An 18,624-nucleotide genomic window follows, 5' to 3' on the forward strand; every position below is an offset into this window, starting at 1 on the left:
AGAGGACAACGGCGCAGGCAACTGCATCTCATGATGTCATCCGTTGTTCTCATCGTCGGATGCTGCACCGCCTGCGCACCGGCGTCCTCCGCTGTCGGAATCGGAAGATCCACACCGACGTCGCTAGCTTGCATTAACAGTGACGGATCCTCCTGTCCGGCATCATACTACACCGGTCCGCTTGGCCGGAATAACATCGTGCCAGATGGCAAAGGCGCACTCCTTATAGACCAGTACGGTCCGTCAGCAGCCACGTGGGAGACGAAGAAGGCTGGCATCACCGAACGTCAGAAATCGATCGGGCGCAAATTTGACGGAATCCAGATCCAATACTGGGGCGGCGGTAGCTGGGATGGCGTCTACGGAATGGAAGATCCTACCAAATTTCAGCCGAGACAGGAACAGTGGGCCAAGGACGATGGCGCGAAGTTCGTGGCGGTGTCATGGAATCCGGATTTCACCATCGATCAAGTGAACAGCGGCGCCGCCGACGCGATCTGGACAAAGGCGGCGAACTACTGGAAGTCATTCTCCCCGATGCCGGTCATGCTTCGAACGTTCATTGAATTCAACGTGCCAGCTGCGAAATTCAGCGCTCTCCCCGACGCGGCTAATGGTGATGTCAATTCATGCGGAACACAGTTTCAAAGCGCCTGGCAGCGAATGGTCAGTGTATTCCGATACAACGCCGCAACTAATGTCGGATTTTGGTATAATCCTTACGAAGGCGTCACCCAGTGCGTTGCAAACTCCTATCCTGGCGATCACTACGTCGACTGGGTCGGCTCGGATGCATACAGCGGCTGCTCCGTCGGAGACACGTCGTGCTGGGTGAGTCCCCTGCATTCTGGATGGTCTCGCTTTGACGAGTTGTTCAATTACGAGGGAATGTGCGCCGGCGGCCCATGTCTGCCAACAGTGCACGACACATTTGGTCCGAGGAAGCCGTTCGTGATCGGAGAAACCGGAACAAGTTACGATGCCAGCCACCCGATATCGAAGAGCAACTACTTCCACTCTGTGGTAGCAGGTGCGAAGTCGATGAATTACCTTCGCGGTATATCGTTCTTTGACGAAGATACCTCTGCCGTGGAGCCGACCAACAACTGGATGGTTGACGCGCCGAGGAGCGATCCGAGAGTCTACAGCAGCTTCAAAGAACTGGCTCGTGACCCATGGTTCAACGTCGGAGCAAGAACAACACAGTAGTGTCGTGGGTCGTGAGTCGGTCTATGTTCTGTGGTGGGGCACAATTACGCATGCCGGTCGCTCCCCCCTGCTTTCACGTGGGGTGGTCGTGGTCGTTCTAGGTCGGAGGCGTTGGGCTCGGTCGAGTTCGGTCCCCCCGGGCTTGCCACGCGGGAACGGATCGTTTGCCGGTGGCCGAGCTGACGATTCCTTCGTGTGGTGGTTCGAATCCGGCGCAAGTGGACCTGCGACCGCGACGGTCGTGGGGCGTTCAAGGTACTGCGAAAGCCGGGCGGTGCAATTCCGCCCAGCTACTCACCTCGTCGTACTCGCGCACGACGCCAGGTCCGCCTGCGAAGCGCTCCGAGCAGAGCCCGGCGAGGTGGGGTGAACCGCCCCGGGTTGCATGGAGGCTCTGATCCAACGGGAGAGTGGATCAGTGCCAGCACCCAGGAAGTACCCGGATGAGATGCGCGAGCGGGCTCGGCGGTTGGTCGCCGAGGCGCGTGGACAGGACCCAAGGCTGTCGATCAACGCCGCGTGTAAGCGGATCGGTCCGCAGCTGGGCATCAAGCCCGACACCCTGCGCAACTGGTGCAAGCAAGACGACATCGACGCCCGGCCGGGCGCCGGGAACCACCACCGCGGACGCGGCTCGGATCAGCGCGCTCGAGCGGGAGAATCGGGAGCTCAAGCGGGCGAACGAGATCCTGAAGACGGCCTCGGCGTTTTTCGCCGCGGCGGAGCTCGACCGCCGACTGGGTTGATCGTCGACTACATCGATGCGCATCGGGAACGGTTCGGGGTCGAGCCGATCTGCCGCGTGCTGTCCGAGCACGACATCACGATCGCTCCGAGCAGCTACTACGCTGCCCGTTCCCGACCGCCTTGCGCACGCGACGTGCGCGATGAGGCGGTGTTGGCCGAGATCATCGCGCTACACGCCGACCCGAAACGGGGCCGAGGCCTCTACGGAGCGCGCAAGGTGTGGCACCAGCTGCGCCGCCAAGGCGGGGTCGACCGAGCGCCGGTGGCCCGCTGCACGGTGGAGAGACTGATGCACAAAGCCGGGTTGCGTGGCGCGCGGCGGGGCCGCCAGTTCCGCACCACCCGCCCCGACGCAGCGGCTCAGCGGCCTCCTGACCTGGTCAAACGCGAGTTCCACGCCGACGCCCCGAACCGGCTCTGGGTGGTGGATTTCACCTACGTGCCGACCTGGTCCGGGATGGCGTTCACCGCGTTCGTCTCCGACGTCTACTCCCGGCACATCGTCGGGTGGCGCACCGCACCGAGCATGCCCACCCAGCTGCCCCTGGACGCACTGGAGATGGCGTTGTGGACCCGCGCCAGAGCCCACCACAGCGTCGACGGGCTGGTACATCGCTCGGACGCCGGGTCGCAATACACGGCCATTCGCTACGCCAACCGGCTGCTCGACGCCGGCGCGGTCGCCTCGATCGGGACCGTCGGCGACACCTACGACAACGCCCTCGCCGAGAGCGTGGTGGGCCTCTACAAGACCGAATGCGTGCGCCACGAGGGCCCCTGGCGCGGAGTCGATGATCTGGAGCTGGCCACCATGAGCTGGGTCGCCTGGTTCAACGCTCACCGCCTGCACGGCGAGATCAGCCACGTCCTACCCATCGAGTACGAAAACGAGTACTACCGTCACAACACCGCCGTGCAGCACCCGCTGCCGGCAGAACCGAGCCTCCACTGAACCCGGGGCGGTTCAGGGTGCGGGCGGCTTCGCGCAGGGCGGTCGCGAGGCGGCGGATCTCGGCGTGCCGCACGGCCTGCTCGCGGCTGGAGTCTTGGGGTAACCGGCGTCGGGCCAGAAAGGCCAGGGTTGTGTCCGTGCGCCGAGCTCAGGCCAGTTTGCGGTCCTGATCGTCGCCGCTGAGCAATAAGTGGGCTGCCCCGCGTTTTTCGGATAGCTATTATTCGTGTTGTTATGCCGCTTGCCGCTGATTTTGGTACTCGTTGTAGGCCTCTCGTGGAGTTCGGTAGGCCAGCGCCGAGTGGAGACGCTTGAGATTATAGCGGAACTCGATGTATCGGGTTACATCCTTTCGGGCGTGTTCTCTTGTAGGGTAGGCGGTGCGGTTGACGCGCTCCACCTTCAGAGTGGCGTTGAACGATTCGGCGAGGGCATTGTCGAAACATGAGCCTACTCGGCCGACTGATTGTCGAATGTCGAGTTGAGCCGCCGCCTCGGCGAAGGCCTGGCTCAGATATTGGGATCCGTGATCGCTATGGAAAATCGCTTCGCTTTCTAGGTCGTAGTTTCGGGAGGCCATGCGGAGCGCGTCGATGACGAGTTCGGCGCGCATATGCTCGGCGATCGCGTAGCCGATGCATTCTTTGGTGCAGCAGTCGATCACGGTTGCCAGGTAACAGAACCCCTGCCATGTCGGCAGGTACGTGATATCACCGACGAGCTTCTTGCCCGGCGCGTCGGCGGTGAAGTCGCGACCCACCAAGTCGGGGATGCTCGCGGCGCCCTCGCCGGCTTGGGTCGTGGTCGGACGCCACGGTCGTGGCTGGCAGGTGACCAGATCCAGCTCAGACATGAGGTCGCGGACCATCTCCGGTCCGCATACCTCGCCCTGGCGGGCCAGGGCCGCGTGGACCCGCCGATAGCCATACGTCCCGTCCGACTCCTCGAAGATCGCCTGGACGAGCGCGCCCAGTCGTGCGCGACGGATCGCCGTGTGTGAGGCAGGCCGGTCTCGCCAGGAGTAGAAACCTGAGGTCGACACACGCAACCAGCCGCACATTGTCTGAATGGGGTAGTGCGCCTTCTCCGCCTCGATGAACGAGTACTTCTCGCTCACCGATACTCCTGGGCGAAAAAGGCCGCTGCCTTTCCCAGGAACTCGGTTTTCATGCGCAATTCCCGGTTCTCGCGCTCGAGTTCCCGCAGGCGTGCTCGCTCTGGCATAGTCAACGGTGGCTCGTCGCTGGCATGCTCGGCGCGATACTTGTTGACCCAGTTCCCGAGAGTGCCTTCGTGCACGCCTATCTCGCGGGCAACCTCAGCGACAGGACGCGAGGTGTCGACCACAAGTCGAACCGCCTCAGACTTGAACTCCGGGCTGAATCTCCGGCGCTTCTCCCGCATCGATCTTCCTCCAATTCGGACGGAACCTTATTGGGTCCGCTATCCGAAATGTGGGAGGCACGCCAAAGGCGCGGAGACGGTTGGTTTGCGCGGTGCTGGTGGTGGTGAGTTCTTGACGCGCGGTGAGCAGGATCCGGAGTGCTTCACGGTCGCCGTCGGCGCGGGGAGTGGGCAGTCGGCCGGCGTCCAATTGCAGCGCCGCAAGCACCGCTAGTGTTGTGACGCGTGTCTGACTTAGTGTTCGGTTGAACGGTGAGAAACTGGTCCATGCCGAATCGGCTGCACGTTCTAGCCGTGTCGGAAGCTGAGCGGGCGGAGCTGGAACGTCGGGTCCGGGATCGCGGTGCGCTCGCTCGTGACGTGGCACGGGCGCGGATCGTGCTGCTGTCTAGCCAGGGAATGACGGGGCCGCAGATCGCCGAGCGGGTGGGCTGCTCGGAACCGACCGTCGTGCTGTGGCGTCGCCGGTTCGCTCAGCAGGGGCTGGCCGGCCTGGCTGAGCTCGTCCGCACACCGCCACCGCGCACGGCGGTGACCGACGAGGTGCGCGATGAGATCCTGACCGCGACCCTGACCCGGCCACCGCCGGAGTTGGGCATCACGCACTGGTCGAGCCGACTACTCGCCGACTGGCTACGCCGGCGCGGAACGCGGGTCTCCCACGACTCGATCAGCAGGTTGTGGCGCCGCTTCGGCATCCAGCCCTGGCGGGCCGAGACGCTTCAAATTCTCCACCGACCCACAACTGGAAGCGAAAGTCCGCGACGTCGTCGGGCTGTATCTGTACCCGCCAGATAAGGCTGTGGTGCTCTCGATCGATGAGAAGTCCCAGGTGCAAGCTTTGCAACGGACCGCGCCGATCCTGCCGCTACGACCCGGGCTGCCCGAGCGGGCCACCCACGACTACATCCGCCACGGCACCACCACACTGTTCGCGGCACTCGAAGTCGCCACCGGCAAGGTCACCGACGCCTGCATGTCCCGGCATCGCCACCAGGAGTTCCTGCGCTTCCTCAAGCAGGTCGCCAAGGCCTACCCGAGGATCAAGCTGCACATCGTCGCCGACAATTACGCCACCCACAAACACCCGGCAGTGAAGAACTGGCTAGCCCGCAACCCTCGGATCACCATGCACTTCACCCCGACCTCGGGCTCGTGGATGAACATGGTCGAGATCTTCTTCGGGATCATCACCCGCCAAGCAATACGCCGAGGCAGCTTCACCTCCGTCCGAGAACTCACCGACACCATCGGCCGCTTCATCGACACCTGGAACGACCACTGCGAACCGTTCATCTGGACCAAGGACGCAGACACCATCCTCGCCAAAGCCCAACGATCAGCCAAAACTAAAGACAGCGTGCTTACGCGACACTAGGTGCGCATCGATGGGGTCGGATTTGCCCTTCCCGCGTCGAGTCGTCCGCTGTGGCTGCTCGCATTCGATGATGATCAGGCCGGCCGCATCCGCCGCGCGCGGGCCAGGCCGATGCCGTAGCTGCGGGTGCCTTCGATCGACATCGCTAGCCGCGGTCCGGGAGCATGGTCAACGATCCAGGCCAGCAGCTCAGCGAACCCGCTGGTGTCATTGCTGATCGTGGTGACCGCGATTGGGGCACCGTTGGGAAGAGCGATCTCGACTTGGTGTGTGTCGCGGTGAATGTCAACACCGACGACGGCATCGACGAGTTCCGCCAGCATGACCACCGGCTTGATCCCTTTCTCGAGGAGCGTTCAACGTCTGGCACCGGCCTGGGTGGGATCACCAAGTGGCACTTCTGTGACGGGTCACGCCGACAGGCGGACATGCTTCTGATCAAGCCAACTGCTGGGCCAGGCCGGCGCCGGCAACCACGATGGACAGGTCACATGTAAGGCACGCCGAAACGGCCAAAACGTGGGTGGGTCACACCGCGGTCACCGGCACCGAGCCTGGTGGTCCTCGACCGAGGAGAACCGCAACGACACTCACAGACGTGGGTTGCCGGGACTGTTCGATCTTCGGTGTTTTCGGCCTGACGCGCCGGGCTGAGGTCCGGCGGGATGGGCACGGAGTGTGATGACAGTTGACGCTGTGACAACGCGGACGTCGAAGACGAAGGCCAGCAAGCCGGCGAGTGCTCAGGAGCAGCTGGTTGCGGCGATGGTGGCGCAAGCGCAGGAACAGGGGCTGGCGTTGACCGGCCCGGACGGGCTGCTCAAGCAGCTGACTAAGACGGTCCTGGAGACCGCATTGACCGCGGAGATCACTGAGCACCTCGGCCACTCGAAACACGGTGATCAGCCGGGTCGTGAGGGCACGAACGTGCGCAACGGCAGCCGCACCAAAACGGTGATCTCGGATGCGGTCGGTCCGGTCGAGGTGGCGGTGCCACGGGATCGTGAGGGCACGTTTGAGCCGGTGATCGTGAAAAAGCGGCAGCGGCGACTCGGCAGTGTTGATGAGATCGTGTTGTCGTTGTACGCGAAAGGTTTGACGACGGGCGAGATTTCCGCGCATTTCGCCGAGATTTATGGTGCTTCGGTGTCGAGGGAGACGGTTTCTCGGATCACTGACAGTGTGGTCGCGGAGATGCAGGAATGGCAGTCGCGTCCGCTCGATGAATGCTACGCGGCCGTGTTTATTGATGCCGTGGTTGTGAAGGTGCGGGACGGCCAGGTCTCGAACCGAGTGTTCTACGCGGCGATCGGGGTGACGCTGGAGGGTCGCAAGGACGTGCTCGGTATCTGGGCTGGTCCGGGCGGTGAGGGGGCGAAGTTTTGGCTGCAAGTGTTGCAGGACCTGAAAAATCGTGGCATGAAGGATGTGTTCTTCGTGGTTTGCGATGGGTTGAAGGGGCTGCCGGACGTGGTGGCCGATGTGTGGCCGCTGGCTCGAGTGCAGACATGCGTGATCCACTTGATTAGGAATTCGTTCCGGATTGCGTCGAAGCGTGATTGGGACGCGCTGAAGAAGGATCTGAAGCCGATTTACACGGCGGCGACCGCAGCGGCCGCTGCGGTCGCGTTGGATGAGTTGGAGGAGACGTGGGGTGGCCAGTATTCCGCGATGATCCGACTGTGGCGCAACGCGTGGGAGGAATTCACGCCGTTCCTGGACTACGATCCAGAAATTAGGACCGTGTTGTGCTCTACTAACGCCATCGAGTCGTTGAATGCGCGGTATCGTAAGGCTGTGCGGGCACGAGGTCACTTCCCCACAGAGCAAGCCGCGCTCAAGTGTCTCTACCTGGTCACCCGGTCGCTGGACCCGACCGGTAAGGGCCAGACGCGGTGGACGATGCGGTGGAAACCTGCCCTGAACGCGTTTGCGAACACGTTCGGTGACCGCTGGCCGAGCGCCGAGAAGTACTAACCAGAACAGCCGAAAACACCGATCTTGTTACAGACCCGGGTTGCCGTCAGGAGTGGGTCCTGGCGGTAGAGCCCACAGATGTGGAGGGCCCAGTGATCGGGAATCGTACGAGTGTTGGGCTGGATGTGCACGCACGGTCGGTGGTCGCGTGTGGGTTGGGCGGGCGGACCGGAGAACTGTTCGAACGTCGCTTGACTCCTGACCGCGGTGATATCGGATCCTGGGTGCGGTCTCTGCCTGGACCGGTCGTGGTGACCTACGAGGTCGGTCCGACGGGGGTTCGGGCTGGCCCGGTTCCTGGCCGAGCAGGGTATCGAGTGTCTGGTCGTGGCGCCGTCGAAGTTGCAGCGCCCGTCCGGGGATCGGGTGAAGACCGACCCCCTGCCCGCGACGCGCGGCACCTGGCCCGGTTGCTGCACCTCGGGGAGATCGTCGCGATTGCGATCCCGAGTGTGGAGCAGGAAGCGGCTCGGGACCTGGTCCGGGATAGGATGTCCGTGGGGATTTGATGTCGGCACGGCATCGGCTCTCGAAACTGTTGCTGCGCCAGGGAATTGTGTACTACCAGGGCAAAGCGTGGACCGGTGCGCATGACCGGTAGCTGCGGTCGCAGCGCTTCGCCCTGTCCGGGCTGCAGCTGGCGTTCGACGTCGCCTACGACACGATGCTGGCCACGGTGGCGCGACGCGATTGCTTGGATGAGGCGATCACGGCGATGGCCGCTCACAGTGTGTTCACCCCGGTGATGATCCGGCTTGGTTGCCTGCGCGGAGTGTCGACGTTGACCGCGTTCGGGTTGGCCGTGGAAATCGGGGACTGGACCCGGCTCGATGGCCGCTCGATCGGGTCGCGCGATCGCCGCCAACGCGCGAATCGGCGGAGCGTGGCTGGCGCGCAACCGCAGGTCACCTCAGACCGACTTCAGACTCCTGGCAAAACATGGGTGGAGATCTACTTCGAGATCACCACCAGCGATGCCATCCGAGACAGCGGCCTTGACCGTGCGAAAGACCTCATCGCCGCGACAAGCCGATTCATTGACGGCACACATTGAGCGGACACCTTCTCGGCCTTCCACCACAAGTAACGTGCACGGACCAGGCGGGCAGAGCAAGACAATGTCAGCCTTTCAAAATCTGGTCAGCAACGACCCTAGACTCTTCTATTGATGAGACAAATCTCGCTCCCGGTAGCCGATGGAGGTACGCTGTGAACGCCGCCGAAATCTTACCGTTCGCATTGTCCATTGCAATCACTGGCTTCATTAATAGAGCTGCGAGAACTGCCGCATGCAATCGGTCAGTGATCACAGCGCGACCCTGACCGAGATCCTGACATGCCTGCTTTACGTTTATCCGCGCCTGTTGCTCGTACGACCATACAAGCATTGGGTACGCGAGACTCTTCAGGGAAGGAAAGACTCGAGCCGCCCAACCAGGACCTTGCAGAAGGCGCCAACGCAGAAGGGCAGCACGAGGGAGGCCCCAATCTTGCTGGAGATAAGAAAATTCACTGCGGCGCTCATAATGCAGGTCCTCTGCTCGCTCTGTGTCTTTCCGCAGCAGCAGCACAAAGTCTACGGCGGCCTCACGGGTCCGTTCAACCTCCATAGCGTCGTTCCCGAGAGCCAAGTCAGGGCAAAACTCTGACGCAACATTCGGGAAAATTCCGCGAGTGCGTTCAAGGCTCTCATGATCTCGAATAAGTAGTGTGAGATCCGAATGGTCTTCAAATATTCTCCGTGCGCGCTCCGCGCCCCGACGCGTGCGGAAATCAATACTCTGAGGGAGCTGTATAATTCGTCGATCGGGAAAGTCTCTAATCACCCGCTCACGGAATTCTTGCGTCTCGAGCCAGCGGTCACCAAGATTGCCGCCACCTTGAATCAATATCGGTCCGACGGGAACGCGATCACGCAATGCATTCGCACTGTACCGAAACCCATCACAGATATAGTCTATACCCACACCGAGTTCACTTAGGTACCGTTGCTGACCGAGGTAGATCAGCGAATCCCCGGCGTTGCGATGGCTCGGGAAGTCGACGAGCGCCGCACGGGTGTCAGGTAGCAGGTACTTCCGCAGAACAGAACGCGTTTCATCCTGAATGTCATCAAGGACTTTCTGAGTTGCGCTCAAGGCACCTCTTAACTATCAGGTCAGGGATCTAAATAACGTCGACCATCGGCGACCTGCGCGACAAATTCGCACGAGCTCGGGAGTGGTTCTGCCCAAGCAGGGGCTGTGCGCAGTCTAGTGTCCTTCGCCACGCGGAATGCGGTCCTCGACCCGGGCCACGCGGTGGCGCAGTTCGAGGTCAGCGAGTCGACGGATGGGCCTGTGGTCGGGGTGCGGCTTCCCCGGCCCGGCAGTAGGTGTATGAGGTCTGGTTCGGGGTGCTTCATCCGCACGCACTCAGCCGGAATTGGATTTGATGTTCGTGGAGTTCATCGCGAGCAGCTCTGCCGGGATCTTGAGGCTCGCCTCCCTCGACCCGATGTTCAGCCTTTCCGCCTCCTCCCAGGAAGCTACGCGCTCGCGAGCTGAGTTCCCGACGGGATCCGAAACCGACTTGACTCGACGGCGAGAGCTCAGAACGTGCTCCCACAACAGAATGAGTCCACACGTGACGAGGACGCCACCGAGTAAGGCAGCTCCAGCCGCCGCTGCCTGCGTGTTCACGACATATTTCGGTGGGGTGGCTTCAACCACGGTCTGCAGACTGATGTAGTTCTTCGCACGTACCTTGAGGTCCTTCTGCCGGTCGGTCAGGTTTTGGCGTGCGACATCCATGAGTCGGTAAACCATTGCAGCACTCTCACCCGCGATCGGACTCTGTGTGTTGAAGTAGATAAAGGGCTGTGCGCCCAGTACTCCAGTCGTTTCAGGGCCCGCGTTCTTGACGCTGAACGTACTTCCGGCGGCCACCGACACTTCGGACAAGGTATCGGGATTGTTGAGTGATGCGATCGTGATCTGAGCCGTCGTGCCAAGGCTGGGATCGAAACTAAGCAGCGGATTGGAGGTCCTCGCACTTGTATGCCCCGCTTGCACCATGACGGCCACACCACTGGACGCGTACAGCGGAGGAACAACGTTGAAGATAAGACCCGAAATCACCAATGATAAAAGCACGCCTGGTATCGTCAAATGCCATTTTCCCAGCAGAGTTCGCGTCATTCGCCGCAGGGTCATGACTCAACGCCCTCTCGCATCAACCGTGTCCTGGCCCATTGCAAAAAGCTCTCCTTCCAGGAACATGAACAATGCCGGCGGAGATGCTCCTCGTGGTGAAGTCTGCCGGACCGGCTCGTCCAGGGCATCATCATGACTGAGTATGCTTCTCGTCGATCAAGCAAGGCCTTCGACTCTCAGTGACGAGACGGTCACCTCGTCACCGCAGTCGTACTCCTCGGGCCACCGTCGCCTGGTCGAGTTCGCGCGCCACAAACGGTGGCGGCAACCAGCAGGCTCAGATACCACAGCGCCGTACTCGAAGCCAAAGCGCGGCGGTCTCCCTCAGAGAGTTGATCTCCACCTGTGCTGGGATGGCTCGGCCTGGTGCGGCGCACGGTCCTCATCGGCGCCACGCACCGCGTCGCCATCGTCACCACTCCGGTGGACAGGCGCGCTCGGTCCCAGACCGAGTCGTTGGATACTAATTTGTGATGATTGCACGCGCTGTTGGCGGTGCCACGCTATCCCTGTTCGTTCAGGCGGCGGCCAACCGCGACCCGAGACGCACCGGTGGCCACCTCATTCGACCACATCGGCACCGATCGGCTGGCAATGCGTTGTCTGCCCACAACGTGCCGCTCGAGTCAAAGGTTGCGGTCGCCATTTCACGGCCTAGCACCACCTCATTACGCATCGAACGGAGACGGGCAATGCGTCAACGCGCTGTTCTCACCGGCGGAGCCGGCTTTCTCGGCTCCCACCTGGCTGAGCGGCTGCTCGACCTAGACATCGACGTCGTTTGCGTGGACAATTTTCTGACCGGTTCCCCCGACAATGTCGCACATCTGCAGGACAGTGATGGCTTTCGACTCCTGCGCGCGGACGTCACCAACCACCTCGTCATTCCTGGTCCGGTCGACTTCGTGCTTCACTTCGCCTCGCCGGCGTCACCGATCGACTACGCCGAACTGCCGATCAAGACTCTCAAGGTTGGGTCCCTTGGTACCCTGAACACCTTGGGGCTGGCCAGGGAGAAAGGTGCACGGTACCTGCTTGCCTCGACCTCCGAGACGTACGGCGACCCGCTGGTCCACCCTCAGCCGGAAAGCTACTGGGGGAACGTCAACCCAGTGGGACCCCGAGCCTGCTACGACGAGGCCAAACGGTTCGCGGAGGCACTAACCACCTCGTATCGCACCTTTCACGGTGTCAACACCGCGATCATGCGAATCTTCAATACCTACGGTCCCCGGATGCGCGGCAGCGATGGCCGGGCCATCCCGACTTTCATCAGCCAGGCGTTGGCCGGAGAACCGATCACGGTGGCCGGCGACGGCAGCCAAACCCGGTCGGTGTGCTATGTGGACGATTTGATCGACGGTGCCCTGAAGCTGCTGTTCTCGGATCTGCATGGGCCGGTCAACATCGGCAATCCGCACGAATTGTCAGTGCTCGACCTTGCCAAGCTGGTGATCGAGGTGACCTCGTCAGACTCGACCATCGAGTTCGTACCTCGGCCCCAGGACGATCCCAGCATCCGACGACCGGACATTTCGATCGCCCGCGCCGAGCTGGGCTGGGAGCCGGAGGTGGACGTCGACGAGGGGCTGGGGCGGACCGTGGACTGGTTCCGCACGCAGCTGAGCAGCACACCAGGCGCGGCACGGCGTTCGATTCGACTGGCGGCGTCCCCCGAGGTCCCCGCTCCGCGGCAAAAGGTAGCGGTCATCGGGACCGGCTACGTCGGAGCCGTGACCTCGACCTGCCTGGCTTGGCTCGGCCACGAGGTGTGTGGTCTGGACCTGGATCCGGCTCGGGCGGGCCAGCTCAACCGAGGCCAGGTTCCGTTCTTCGAGCCCGGGCTTGCCGAGCTGCTTAACACAGCGCTCGCCACAGAGCGGCTGCGGTTCACCACCGAGACCACCGAGGCGCTTTCCGACGCCGACGTGATCTTCCTCTGCGTGGGCACCCCGCCCTCGGCGAACGGGACCCCCGACCTGGTCCAGATCGAGAGCGCCCTGCGCACGGTGGCGCCGTACTTGCGCGACAGCAGCGTCGTGGTCAACAAATCGACGGTTCCGGTCGGTTCGGGCAACCTGGCTCGGACCATCCTGGAGGAGGCACTGCCCCAGAGCGGTCAGCCAGAGTTCCATGTCGTATCGAACCCCGAGTTCTTGCGCGAGGGCTCGGCGATCGACGACTTCCTGCATCCGGATCGCGTCGTTCTGGGCGGCGACGACCTCGGTGTCGGCCTGGTGCAGGGGCTCTATCGTCCCGTCCTTGAGCAATCCTTCGTCGGAGGACGCCGCAGTCGCAAGCCGGCCCTGATCACGACTGACCTGGCGTCCGCCGAAATGATCAAGTACGCGGCTAACGCATTCCTGGCAACTAAGATCAGTTTTGCCAACGAGATCGCCACCCTCTGCGAGTTTGTGGGTGCGGACGCCCGACAGGTGCTTCCGGCCATCGGAGCCGACCAGCGCATCGGCATGAAGTTCCTGTCACCGGGCATTGGTTGGGGCGGGTCCTGCTTCGGCAAGGATATCGCCGCGCTGGTGGTCACCGGACAGGAGTACGGGCACACTCCGACACTGTTGAGCGCATCGCTAGAGGTGAACGATCTGCAGCGGGCCCGCGCGGTGCGCAAGTTGCAGCGCGACCTGCATGTACTCAAAGGGCGGCGCATTGCCCTCTTTGGGCTGGCCTTTAAACCGGGCACTGACGATCTGCGTGACGCGCCGGCGCTCGACATTGCTCGTCGGCTGTTGGCGGCTGGCTGTGTTGTCTCAGCCTACGACCCCGTGGTGAAGTCCCTTCCCGAGGAGCTGTCAGCGGTCAGGATCGCCGCGGACGCCTACGATGCCGCGCATCGCGTTGACGCCGTAGTGCTGGCCACGGAGTGGCCGGAGTTCCTGGACGTCGACCCGCTCGAACTGCGCCGGGCCATGCACGGTGACATGTTGCTCGACGGGCGCAACTTCCTGCCCGTGCGGACCTATGCCGCGGCAGGTGTGCGAGTCGAGGGATTCGGCTGGTGAGCACCGCGGCAGGGTGCCGGCCTGGGACCGGAATCCCGATGGACGTGGTCTGGCATGACGTTGGTGAGCGAGCAGAGGAGACGACGCAGTGACCGTCGCCATCATCACTGGAGCGGCCGGCCTCATTGGATCAGAGGCCGCCCTGCATTTCGGCGGACTTGGTCTCGACGTCGTCGGCATGGACAACGACATGCGCCGGGTGTTCTTTGGTGCTGACGGCTCCACGGACTGGAACCGTCAGCGCCTGCAGGCACAGCTTGGGGGTGCGTACACCCACTTCGACCTAGATATCCGCGACCGGGACGAGGTAATGCGCCTGTTCGCCCGGTACGGCAATGACATCGGTCTGGTGGTGCATACGGCGGCGCAGCCGTCGCACGACTGGGCCGCTGGGGACCCGTTCACTGACTTCGACGTCAACGCGGTGGGTACGTTGAACGTCTTGCAGGCATGCCGGGTCAGCAGCCCGACGGCGCCGTTCGTGTTCACCTCCACCAATAAGGTCTATGGCGACCGACCGAATTGCCTGCCGCTGGTCGAGCGGGACACCCGGTGGGAGATCGAACCAGGGCACACATACCAGTACGGCATCCGAGAGGACATGTCGATCGATACCTGCCTACATAGCGTGTTCGGCGCCTCGAAGGTCGCTGCAGACGTCATGGTGCAGGAGTACGGACGCTACTTCGACCTGCCCACGGCCTGCTTCCGAGGCGGCACGCTGACCGGGCCGCAGCACTCCGCTGCCCAACTGCACGGGTTCCTCGGATATGTCATGAAATGCGCGATGTCACGCACGCCGTACACGATTTTCGGCTATGGCGGCAAGCAGGTGCGCGACGCCATCCACTGCGCCGACCTGATCAGCGCATTCGACAGGTTCTGGCGAGTCCCGCGAGTCGCCGAGGTTTACAACATCGGCGGCGGACGTTTCAGCAATTGCTCGGTGATCGAAGCCATCACCCTCGCTGAGAAGATCACGAGGCAGGAGATGGACTGGAGCTACTCCGAAACCAACCGCACCGGTGACCACATTTGGTGGATCGGCGACAACGGCCGGTTCGCCGGGCACTACCCAGGCTGGCGACTAGAGCACAACGTGGACGACATCCTCACCGAGATGTTCGAGGCGAACGCCGAGCGGTGGTCCGGATGAGCTGGAACCGCCCGCATCCTCCGGAACCCCGACACAACAAGACCTAACTCGGTGAACCAGCCTGGTCGGACAGCATCCGGAGGCCGCTGAGCAGCCCGCCGACCAGGTCACCCTCCTTGAAGGAGGCGACCATGCTCATCACCGCGAGCTTGGCGCTGCGGTCGGCGAGCCGCACGCGTGCCTCGGGCCCGGTGACTATGTCGACGTTGCGGCGCTGCGGGTCGACCGCGATCAGTACCGAGTCCGTGCCGACCGCGCCGAGCTTGTCGTGCAGTGCCTGCGCGCCGGCGTGCGAGTCCTCGCCGAGGTCGCCGAGGTAGATCGAGAAGCGCAGCTGGGTGTGCCGGCTGACCAGGGTCAGTGCCTCGTCGAGGCGGCTCAGCTGCACAGGTGAGAACGGCGTCTCGGGTTCGGTGTGGACGTCGGACTCGGACACCCCCGAGACCCGACCGGAGGCCGTGACCACCGAGCCGCGTGGCAGGTCCTCCGGCACCCCGAGCTGGCCGGGGTGCTCGTCGTGGTCCGGCTCGGGGGCGGCGTGGGCCCCGCGACCGGAGTCGGCCTGGGCGAGCTCACCAGTTGCCATGGGCTCCTCCTCGGCTCGCGCCCGCCGTTTCGGCGTGCTCGACTACCTCCGGCAGGGCGGCGCCCTCGGGGTTCGCGCTCCACCACACCGGCGGGTAGCGCCACGGCTCACCGGGGCGGTACCTCGACCGGCGGCTCAGGCCCTTGCCTGCCGCGAGCAGCGATATCACCAGGAATATGCCCGCCGGCACCGCGCCGTAGAGCAGCACCGTCTGCAGGAAGCTCACAAGCGCCAAGGGTAGTTGACGGACCAGGGTGTACCGCTACCAGGTCGGCGGGTGACGATCATCCCAGGGCGCGGCGCGGTCAGGGACGCCACAGTCAGTACACCGCGACGACCACGGCGCACAGCCAGAGCACCGCGAGCACCTGCAGCACCCGGTCGCCGATGGCGATCTCCTCGGGCTCGCCGCCGTTGCCGCCGTCCACATCGACTGCGTAGCGCAGCACCGCCACCACGAACGGCACGATGGAGATCACCGACCACACCGAGTTGTGGTGCGCCGCGCGGATCTCGAACGCCCACAACACATAGGTCATGATCAGCACACTGGCCGACAGCGTCCAGACGAACCGCAGATACGACGCCGAGTACCGCTCCAGCGACTTGCGGATCTTCGCACCGGTCCGGCTGGCCAGCTCGAACTCCGCGTACCGCTTACCGGCCACCATGAACAGCGACCCGAACCCGGCCGCCAGCAGGAACCACTGCGACAGCGGGATGTTCGACGCGGCACCACCGGCGATGGCCCGGATCAGGAACCCCGACGCCACGATGCAGATATCGATCACCGGCTGGTGCTTGAGGCCGAAGCAGTAACCCAGCTGCACCGCGATATACACCGCGATCACGATCAGCAGCTGCATCGAGGCCAGCCAGGCCACCGCCAGCGAACCCACGAACAGGACCGCCGAGGTGGCAACCGCCAGCTTCAGCGGCACCAGGCCGGCCGCGATCGGCCGATGCCGCTTCACCGGGTGCGCCCGGTCCTCCGCGACATCCACCGAGTCGTTGATCAGATACACCGCCGAGGCGGCCATGCAGAAGGCGACGAACGCCAACCCGACCTTCTCCAGCACGGAGACCTGGACCAGGTCGGCACTCGCCAGCGGCGCGGCCAGCACCAACACGTTCTTCAGCCATTGCCGCGGCCGCATCGCCTTGACCAGGCCACTGACCGAGGACATGGGTCGGCGCACCGGCGACCGCGGGCTCGCAACCGGCGGAGAAGTTGTGGTCATTGCTGCGCTGACCTCTCGACGCTGATGGATCGCGGGCGGCCGCGGTTCTCCCAATGGAGGATGTGCATCGGCCACCCCGCGACCTCATGTGGGCTGTCCGCGGGCGATGGCCTAGCCGCAGGCCGCCACGGTCACGTCGGCCCCGCGACCAATCCCGTGCGCAAGGCTAGGTCGAACGAACGAGGCTCCGTCTCGCCAAACTTAACGATAATTTCTCGAAGGGCCTGACGTTGACGGACCGGGGTGTACCGCTACCAGGTCGGCGGGTGACGATCATCCCACGGTGCGGCCGCCGCCAGCGAGGCGCCGAGCTCGAGTAGCAGCCGGTCCGCCCCCGGCGCTCCGACCAGTTGAACCCCCACCGGGAGCACCGGCCGGTCGTCGGTCGGCTCGGTCCAGCCCAGCGGCAAGTTCAGCGCCGGCTGGCCGGTGATGTTGTAGATCGCGGTGAACGGGGTGAAGGCCTGTTGCCGCGCGTAGTCGTCCGCCGGGTCGTGCGCCGGGTCACCGCCGTCGGTGAACCAGCCGACCGGGCGGGGCAGCTGCGCCAGCGTCGGGGTGAGCGCGACGTCCACCGCCAGGTGCGCGGCGATGACCCGCCGGGACACGTTGTGCGCCGCCTGTGCGGCAGCCATGAACTCCGGTCCGCTGACCGCCGCGCCACGGGCCCGCCACCACCGGGTCAGCGGTTTCAGGGTGTGCTCGGCCGCCAGCGGCACCGGGTGGCCGTGCGCGAGCACCGCCCAGAGCGTCTCGAACACCTCGACGAACGCCGGATCTGTCCCCGGGTCGAGGTCGACCACCTCGTGGCCCAGGTCGGCGAGCAGCTCGCTGGTGCGCTCGTAGGCCGCCAGGCATGCTGGGTCGACGGTCAGCTCGGGCAGCATGGGCCGGGCATAGCGGCCGATCCTCAACCGGCCGGGCTCGGCGCGACGGGCGGCTTCGAGGAACGACTCCCCGCCTGCGACCGGCCGCGTGAACGGCTCGCCCGGCACCGGGACGGCCAGTGCGTCCAGCATCGCCGCCGCGTCCGGCACGGTCCGCGCGAGCGGGCCGGACACCGACAGCCCGAGTGGGTCGCCGCCGACCGGGCCGCGCGACACGAGGCCCCGGCTGGTCTTCAGCCCGACCAGTCCGCACACCGAGGCCGGGATGCGGATCGAGCCGCCGCCGTCGGTGCCGTGCGCGAACGCGATCAGGCCGGCGGCCACCGCCGCGCCGGCCCCGCCGGATGAGCCGCCGGCCAGTCGCCGCACATCCCACGGCGTGACGGTCGCCGGCCGGCCGGCGGGTTCGGTGTAGGGCGGCAGGCCGAACTCGGGCACTGCCGTCTTGCCGAGGCTGATGGTGCCGGCGGCGGCCAGCAGCCGGGCGGCGTCGTCGTCGACCTCCGGCACGTAGTCCGCGTAGACCGGCGAGCCGAACGTGGTGCGCACCCCGGCGGTCACCGCCAGGTCCTTGATCGCGGTGGGCACCCCGAGCAGCGGCGGCAGCCCGGCCGCCTCGGCGCTGCCCGCCTCGGCTCTCCCCGGCTCCGCTCGCCGCGACCCCGCCGTCCCCGACGCACCGGCGAGCAACTTCTCCGCCGCCCTGGCCGCATCCAACGCCCGCTCCGGGGTGAGCGTCACGAACGCCGCCAATGTCGGGTCCAGCCGTTCGATCCGGCGCAGTGCGTGTTCGACCAGCTCGACGGCGCCCAGCTCGCCGGCCCGCAACGCGGCGGCTTGCTGCAACGCGGTCAGCTCGTGCGGCTCAGTCAC

14 protein-coding genes, 1 pseudogene and 1 other annotated feature are annotated in these 18,624 nt (G+C 64.3%); of the genes and pseudogenes, 7 read left to right on the forward strand and 8 right to left on the reverse strand.

The window, feature by feature from the left end:
* Positions 1–198 precede the first annotated feature (198 nt).
* Together ACTXG6_RS43105 and ACTXG6_RS43110 are read left to right on the forward strand one after the other, a co-directional pair.
* Complete coding sequence (locus ACTXG6_RS43105) at positions 199–1,209, forward strand: hypothetical protein (protein ID WP_445185065.1); 1,011 nt, start codon at positions 199–201, stop codon at positions 1,207–1,209.
* Between the two features lie 448 nt (positions 1,210–1,657).
* Entirely contained in the window at positions 1,658–2,908 is a 1,251-nt protein-coding gene (locus ACTXG6_RS43110) for an IS3 family transposase (protein WP_445190278.1), read from the forward strand.
* Positions 1,913–2,044: a sequence feature (AL1L pseudoknot), on the forward strand. (Overlaps the previous gene by 132 nt.)
* Before the next feature lie 232 nt (positions 2,909–3,140).
* Here ACTXG6_RS43110 and ACTXG6_RS43115 read toward each other — a convergent pair.
* Positions 3,141–4,312, reverse strand: a protein-coding gene (locus tag ACTXG6_RS43115; protein ID WP_445183371.1) for an IS3 family transposase whose coding sequence is annotated in 2 segments (ribosomal slippage) — positions 3,141–4,048 and positions 4,048–4,312 — 1,173 coding nt in all. Because the reading frame shifts where the segments join, the coding sequence is not laid out codon by codon here.
* A 267-nt stretch (positions 4,313–4,579) separates the two neighbouring features.
* Here ACTXG6_RS43115 and ACTXG6_RS43120 point away from each other — a divergent pair.
* Positions 4,580–5,690, forward strand: a pseudogene (locus ACTXG6_RS43120) (IS630 family transposase).
* 74 nt (positions 5,691–5,764) lie between these two features.
* Here the strand turns inward: ACTXG6_RS43120 and ACTXG6_RS43125 are convergent.
* Entirely contained in the window at positions 5,765–6,013 is a 249-nt protein-coding gene (locus tag ACTXG6_RS43125; protein ID WP_445190279.1) for an IS110 family transposase, read from the reverse strand.
* A gap of 358 nt (positions 6,014–6,371) precedes the next feature.
* On the opposite strand from ACTXG6_RS43125, the gene ACTXG6_RS43130 reads away from it, so the two are divergent.
* Together ACTXG6_RS43130 and ACTXG6_RS43135 are read left to right on the forward strand one after the other, a co-directional pair.
* A complete protein-coding gene (locus ACTXG6_RS43130; RefSeq protein ID WP_445183648.1) occupies positions 6,372–7,667 on the forward strand; it encodes an IS256 family transposase in 1,296 nt (431 codons plus the stop codon).
* A 664-nt stretch (positions 7,668–8,331) separates the two neighbouring features.
* Complete coding sequence (locus ACTXG6_RS43135; protein WP_445185066.1) at positions 8,332–8,721, forward strand: hypothetical protein; 390 nt, start codon at positions 8,332–8,334, stop codon at positions 8,719–8,721.
* Positions 8,722–8,788: 67 nt separating this feature from the next.
* On the opposite strand, the gene ACTXG6_RS43140 is transcribed toward ACTXG6_RS43135, so the two are convergent.
* Together ACTXG6_RS43140 and ACTXG6_RS43145 are read right to left on the reverse strand one after the other, a co-directional pair.
* Positions 8,789–9,805: a polysaccharide pyruvyl transferase family protein gene (locus ACTXG6_RS43140; protein WP_445185067.1), complete on the reverse strand. Its 1,017-nt coding sequence runs from the start codon at positions 9,803–9,805 to the stop codon at positions 8,789–8,791.
* 276 nt (positions 9,806–10,081) lie between these two features.
* On the reverse strand, positions 10,082–10,861 hold the full coding sequence (locus ACTXG6_RS43145) for a hypothetical protein (RefSeq protein ID WP_445185068.1): 780 nt from the start codon (positions 10,859–10,861) through the stop codon (positions 10,082–10,084).
* Between the two features lie 692 nt (positions 10,862–11,553).
* Between ACTXG6_RS43145 and ACTXG6_RS43150 the strand changes: the two genes are divergently transcribed.
* Positions 11,554–13,881 carry a UDP-glucuronate decarboxylase gene (locus tag ACTXG6_RS43150; protein ID WP_445185069.1) on the forward strand — a complete coding sequence of 776 codons (2,328 nt, stop codon included), beginning with the start codon at positions 11,554–11,556 and terminating at the stop codon, positions 13,879–13,881.
* An 88-nt stretch (positions 13,882–13,969) separates the two neighbouring features.
* Positions 13,970–15,037, forward strand: a complete 1,068-nt coding sequence (locus ACTXG6_RS43155; protein ID WP_445185070.1) for an NAD-dependent epimerase/dehydratase family protein — start codon at positions 13,970–13,972, stop codon at positions 15,035–15,037.
* Between the two features lie 43 nt (positions 15,038–15,080).
* Here ACTXG6_RS43155 and ACTXG6_RS43160 read toward each other — a convergent pair whose 3' ends face one another.
* The 4 genes from ACTXG6_RS43160 to ACTXG6_RS43175 all read right to left on the reverse strand — a co-directional run bounded on the left by ACTXG6_RS43160 (position 15,081) and on the right by ACTXG6_RS43175 (position 18,624).
* Entirely contained in the window at positions 15,081–15,623 is a 543-nt protein-coding gene (locus ACTXG6_RS43160; RefSeq protein ID WP_445185071.1) for a DUF5130 family protein, read from the reverse strand.
* Positions 15,610–15,849: an aa3-type cytochrome oxidase subunit CtaJ gene (ctaJ, locus tag ACTXG6_RS43165; RefSeq protein ID WP_445185072.1), complete on the reverse strand. Its 240-nt coding sequence runs from the start codon at positions 15,847–15,849 to the stop codon at positions 15,610–15,612. Before ctaJ ends, ACTXG6_RS43160 begins: the two co-directional genes overlap by 14 nt.
* A 94-nt stretch (positions 15,850–15,943) precedes the next feature.
* Positions 15,944–16,864 carry a decaprenyl-phosphate phosphoribosyltransferase gene (locus tag ACTXG6_RS43170; protein WP_445185073.1) on the reverse strand — a complete coding sequence of 307 codons (921 nt, stop codon included), beginning with the start codon at positions 16,862–16,864 and terminating at the stop codon, positions 15,944–15,946.
* A 251-nt stretch (positions 16,865–17,115) separates the two neighbouring features.
* Entirely contained in the window at positions 17,116–18,624 is a 1,509-nt protein-coding gene (locus ACTXG6_RS43175) for an amidase (protein WP_445185074.1), read from the reverse strand.

The sequence above is a fragment of the Pseudonocardia sp. Cha107L01 genome (genome assembly GCF_052566575.1).